At 58.4% G+C, this 5,055-nt stretch carries 5 protein-coding genes; 1 reads left to right on the top strand and 4 read right to left on the bottom strand.

Annotation, left to right across the window (positions count from 1 at the left end):
- Window positions 1-540: TlpA family protein disulfide reductase (locus J7J55_00590; GenBank protein MCD6141213.1), on the top strand; the 540-nt coding region annotated here is incomplete at its 5' end.
- A gap of 57 nt (window positions 541-597) precedes the next feature.
- Here J7J55_00590 and J7J55_00585 read toward each other — a convergent pair.
- The 4 genes from J7J55_00585 to J7J55_00570 are packed head-to-tail and all read right to left on the bottom strand — an operon-like array spanning window position 598 to window position 4,948.
- Entirely contained in the window at window positions 598-1,440 is an 843-nt protein-coding gene (locus J7J55_00585) for an outer membrane lipoprotein-sorting protein (protein ID MCD6141212.1), read from the bottom strand.
- A gap of 13 nt (window positions 1,441-1,453) precedes the next feature.
- On the bottom strand, window positions 1,454-3,850 hold the full coding sequence (locus J7J55_00580; protein ID MCD6141211.1) for an RND family transporter: 2,397 nt from the start codon (window positions 3,848-3,850) through the stop codon (window positions 1,454-1,456).
- Window positions 3,850-4,353, bottom strand: a complete 504-nt coding sequence (locus J7J55_00575) for a hypothetical protein (protein MCD6141210.1) — start codon at window positions 4,351-4,353, stop codon at window positions 3,850-3,852. Before J7J55_00575 ends, J7J55_00580 begins: the two co-directional genes overlap by 1 nt.
- Window positions 4,343-4,948, bottom strand: a complete 606-nt coding sequence (locus J7J55_00570; protein ID MCD6141209.1) for a TetR/AcrR family transcriptional regulator — start codon at window positions 4,946-4,948, stop codon at window positions 4,343-4,345. Before J7J55_00570 ends, J7J55_00575 begins: the two co-directional genes overlap by 11 nt.
- Between the last annotated feature and the right edge of the window lie 107 nt (window positions 4,949-5,055).

The following is a 5,055-nucleotide window of genomic DNA, read 5'->3' as shown; positions in this document are numbered from 1 at the left end:
GTGTTCGACACCGCTCATGCCACCGCGACCGCCACCGAGACGGTGACCATCGCTGCGGACGGGACCGTATCTGCTCCCTCGGTCCCCGAGTTCGCCCGCGCCGCCGTCCCAGTCGGACTCAATGTAGGAAACGCCGCCCCGGAGTTCTCCCTGACCGACGCCGCTGGTAAGGTGCACTCCTTATCTGACTACCTCGGGAAGGTGGTGATCCTCGAGTTCTGGCGGGTCGGTTGTCCCCACTGCCGGGCGACGATGCCCCACCTCAAGGAGCTGTACGAGCGGTACAAGGACGACGGCCTGGTGGTCGTCCTCGTCACCCCTGATTGGAACATGGCGGCGACCCAGTCCTATCTCGACCAGAACGGCTACTCCGATTTCATCAACCTGTGGGACGACCCGCGCAAGGGAGACGACCAAGTGACCGCAAAATACAAGGTGTGGACGGTGCCTCATACCCTCCTCATCGACCGCCATGGGGTGATCCGCTACACCGGCTACCCGAACAAGCTCCTCGACTCGAACATCGTCCCTTGGCTGTAAAAAAAACGCCCCCGGAGCCGAAGCCCCAGGGGCGCGATGCGTAGAGGGGCGACCTGGTTACAGGCCGTAGGCACTCGGATCGAACGAGGCGAGGTTGTTCGGGTCGAATACCGAATCAGGAATCTCGCTTGCCGGGCGCTTCCGCTCCAGGAATATCATCCTGGTCGAGTTCCCTTCGATGACGTTCTTGCTGAACATCTCGTCCGGCACAACGTTCCCCTCGAATTTCCCCAGCTTGACAACCTCCATCGTTATCTCGAGCTTCCCGTCTTCGTTGTAGCTCTCGCCCTTGAGTGACGTCCAGAAGTCCTTGGAGACCCAGATCTTCTGTGTCGGGTAATCCACATCTGCATCGGGCTTGGCGGTCAGTTTGAGCACGTAGCAGTCGTAGGACTTTCCAGCGACCGTCACGGCCTCTTCCCCGATCAGCTCAGCGTCATAGTCGTCCTCTATGCTGGACGCACTCCCGATGTCCTTGTAGGAGAAGGTGCTCCCGGCGAAGCTCTGCTCCTGCTCCTCACTGACGAGCTCCTTTGCGCTCCCCAGGGCAGGTAGATAGAGCCACATGCGGGAGTCTCCCTCATCCGGTGTGATGGCAAGGAAGATCGTCCCTTTCACATCCTCCGGCTCCTTGTAGTATATCAGTGCCTTGTCCGGCACGCTCGGGTCGGTCGAGCGCTTAGTGATACCGGAGAACACGTTCTCTCCGCTCGTCCCATCCGAGTAGACGTTCTCGAGCTTCATCGTCATGATCATGCTGCCGCTCATGATCTCATCCTGGTGATCGACCATCTTATGCAGGATCTGATTTCCGGTGAGATCAGCGGCGTAGACGACCCCTCCGAGGACGACCACGCCTAGCGCAACGGCTACCAACGCAAGTAGTGTAGACTTTTTCATCATATCCCTCCTATTATGAGTTATTGTTCCCTTTTTTCTGCTCAGAGTCGGGTGCATCCGCCCCGGCAGGTTCAACGTTTATCAGTTCAGACTCCGCGACTTTTCTAGTTGTAACCACCTCCTTTCTCTTCCAGCCATTGGCCGTGAGGAACTTCGGTTTCCATAAAACGAGAATCGCCGGTATCGTGGTGAACGCCGCTAGGGCGCTGATCACCATCGTTGCCGCGATCATCAGCCCGAAATTGGACGTACCCTTAAACGACGAGAAGAGAAGAACCCCAAATCCCAGAGCGAGCGCGATCGCGTTGAACGCGATCCCCCGGCCGGTCGTTTGAACCGTAGCCTCAAGGGCTCGTCTCTCGTCCCTCTCCTTCCGGTACTCCTTGCGAAAACGCTCCATGAAGTGGATCGCGTAGTCGATCCCGATCCCGATCGCGATCGATGAGATCATCAGGGTCGACATGTCGAGCGGAGTGCCGGTGAACCCCATTACCCCGAAGGTGATGAGGATGGTGAGGACGAGCGGGATGATGCTGATCAGCCCGGCGACCGGCGAGCGCATGAGGAGAGCGACGATCAACCCTGCCGCGATCATCGCGGTGAGCAGGCTCGTGATCTGGCTCTTGACGATCTTCGACATCATGCTCCCCGCCAGGCGGGTCGGTCCGACCATCTCCACGTGCACGTCGGGGAAGTTCTCGTCGAGATAGGCCTGCACATCCTTCGCTAGCTGAACCATCTCGTTGCTCCCGACCGCTGAGGAGTACATCCCTATCACCTCACCGGCGGAGAAGTCGCCGAGGGCCATACTTCCCAGGTCCCCGCCCTGGAAGGTGAACAGGAGAAGGAGTTGAGCCGTCAGCTTCGGATCATCGGGGACCCTGTAGTAGCTCGGGTCGTCGGCGTGGAACTTCTGGTTCATCTCGCACACCATGTCGGCGAGCGACATCGTCTTGTTGATCTTCACCCCCGGCTTTGTCTTCAACCACTCTTCAAACTTCACGATCCGCTGCAGGAGCTTCGGATCCTTGAGCCCGTTCCGTTTTTCGGTGTCGAACTCGACGATCACTTGGCCGCTTCCCGAGAAGTAGTCGTCCATCACATCCATGGCTTGCACGACCGGGTGGTCCTTGCCGAGGAATTCCTTCTCCTGGGTCTCCACCCTGACCTTGGTGGTGCCGAATCCGAAGACGATGATGATCACCACCGACAGGACGACGACGGCCTTCGGGTAGTGGGCGACCACGTGTTCAAATGCTCCCAACCCCTTGCTGAGCCATCCTTCTCGGATCTTCATCTTCCGCTTGGCGACCGGCATCACAGAGAGCAGCGCCGGGATCAGGACAAGGGATAGTACCATCGCCACCAGCACCCCGAGCGCGGTGAACAGCCCGAACTGCTGCTGCGGGATGAGGAACGAATTCAAGAGTGAGAGGAACCCGGCGATGGTGGTCAGCCCGGTCATCGACACCGGAGAGACCATCATCATGGTGGTCTCGATCACCGCCTCCCGCTTCGATTTTCCGAGGGAGAGCTCCTCGTAGTACTTGTTCAACACGTGGATGCAGTAGGCGATCCCGATCGCCAGCAGGATCACCGGCATGATGAACGACATGATCGTCATCGGAACGTGCGCCAGGGCCATCGCCCCCATCGCCCATGCCGCGCTCAGCAGGACGACGGAAAGGGGGAGGAGGACACCGCGAAGGCTGTGGAAGCTGAAGTAGAGCACGATGATGATCACCAGGATGGCGATCGGAAACAGCACCCGCAGGTCCTTGCTCATCGAGTCGGAGAGGACGACGCTCATGTACGGCATCCCGGCGATGTAGATCTTCTCCGGACCGCCCTTGTAGCGATCGACGATCTCGATCACCTTCCTGGCGATCGCTTTCTCGTCCGCATCCTTCTTCAGTTTGATTGAGATCGTCGCCGCCTTCCCATCTTCGGAGACGATATAGCCCCGCAGCATGTTGCTGCTCATTACCCTGTCACGGTATTCGGCCATCGCCTCCGGTGTCTTCGGTACCTCCTTATGGGGAGCGGCCGGTCCGACGAGGAGCGAGTTCTCCGTACCGACAATAACCTGGGAGTTGATCGGCCCCTTGGCCTCTTTCACCCCGGGAATATCCTCGAACTCCTTCCGCATGGCCACGATCTTCTCCAGCGTCTCGGTCTTGAAGATCGTGTCCGGGGCGACGACGCTCACCATGAAGAAGGTCTGCTTCCCGTAGCGGTCCTCGGCGCGGTCCATCGCCGCCACCGCCGGGTCGTCCTTCGACAGGTAGTCCTCAAAATTCGTCTGTGTGCTGATGTGTGGGATGGCGACCAGAGCCCCGATCGTGATCAGCACTACCGCCCCGATCACCACCCACGGATGATCGACGATCCAGGTGACAAGCTTCTTCATTATAGCCAACCTTCATTAACGTAGAGAGCCGATAAGAATCCAGGGAAAAGGTCATCGTTCACATCGGTCGGGACCGCCACTTTTGCGAACATCTTTCCGACGATTCCCTCGAGTGCTTCGATCGCCCCGGTTACTGGAGGGGAAAGTTCATTGAACCCGCGGGTGACGATCCAGATTTGGTGAACCGATCCATTGTCGATCCCGCGCGGGACGATCAGGATGATATCGTAGGTCTGCGCTTCCGGTTCGCTCCCCGCAAGGGGATCGACGTAGCTTGACTCCACCTCTACCATCTTCACGTCCACCGCGAAGAGAGGGTTCTTCTTCAGGATCCCGGCGAGGATTCCCACCCGCATCGTCGAGGAGAAGGTCTTCGTCTCGTCGACGAGGAGGAGGCGCACCTTCTCCCCCTGCGGCTCCGGGGCCTGCTGCCCCGCCGCGGCAATCCCTACGAACAGCAATAGTCCTACCGTAACGAGTACCATCACTTTCTTACTTGTCATCGTTTCCTCCTTTCTTGAGTCCGTTCCATATTAGCTCCGCAAGCTCATGCGGTGCTTCCTGCAACAGCCCGTCTATCTCCTCTTCCGGAGAGGTCATCGCACAGACGCTGATCGACTCCACCACCCCGATCAGGGCGTTGGCTACGATCCGTGGGTGACACGGACGGACCACTCCCTGCTTTATCCCGATAGAGATGATTTTCTCAAGTTGTCCGGTCATCTCCCGGTAGAGCTCGATCGACTGTTCCTCGAACCCGGGGCCTGGATTGAACCGCTCGCGCACCAGAACCCGAGCAAGCCCCCCCCTCTGCTTGAGGAGGGCAAAGTGTGCCTCCAGGATGCGCTGAATTATCTCAGGGAGCGAGAGGTTTCTTTCCAAGAGCTCACGGAAGAGTTTTATCCGCTCTTCAAACTCGGTTTGAAATATTGAGAGGAGGATCTCCTCCTTATTGGCGAAGTAGTTGTAGATCGTCCCCACGGCGACCCCTGCCTCCTGCGCGATCTCCTCCGCTCGGGCCTTGTAGAACCCCTTGCGCGAGAAAACCCGCACCGCCGCTTGACGAATCAGCTCCGCCTTGCTTGCTTCCTGTCGCATACGCGCCTCCGGGTTGCTGAATGAATATTCATTCATATTTTGACCGGGGCGACGCCGTTTGTCAAGTCAACGAGAAAATGGTGTGTAGATCAGGACTTTATGCCGCT

This window comes from Candidatus Bipolaricaulota bacterium, from assembly GCA_021159055.1.
Classification (GTDB): Bacteria; Bipolaricaulota; Bipolaricaulia; order UBA7950; family UBA9294; genus S016-54.
The sequence above is the reverse complement of the archived record's forward strand: the minus strand, read 5'-3'. Positions and strand labels throughout refer to the sequence as shown.

Bases quoted from the DNA above. Each gene is read 5' to 3' on its own strand.
- J7J55_00585 (MCD6141212.1), bottom strand. From the start codon at position 1,440: ATGAAAAAGTCTACACTACTTGCGTTGGTAGCCGTTGCGCTAGGCGTG.
- J7J55_00580 (MCD6141211.1), bottom strand. From the start codon at position 3,850: ATGAAGAAGCTTGTCACCTGGATCGTCGATCATCCGTGGGTGGTGATC.
- J7J55_00575 (MCD6141210.1), bottom strand. From the start codon at position 4,353: ATGACAAGTAAGAAAGTGATGGTACTCGTTACGGTAGGACTATTGCTG.
- J7J55_00570 (MCD6141209.1), bottom strand. From the start codon at position 4,948: ATGCGACAGGAAGCAAGCAAGGCGGAGCTGATTCGTCAAGCGGCGGTG.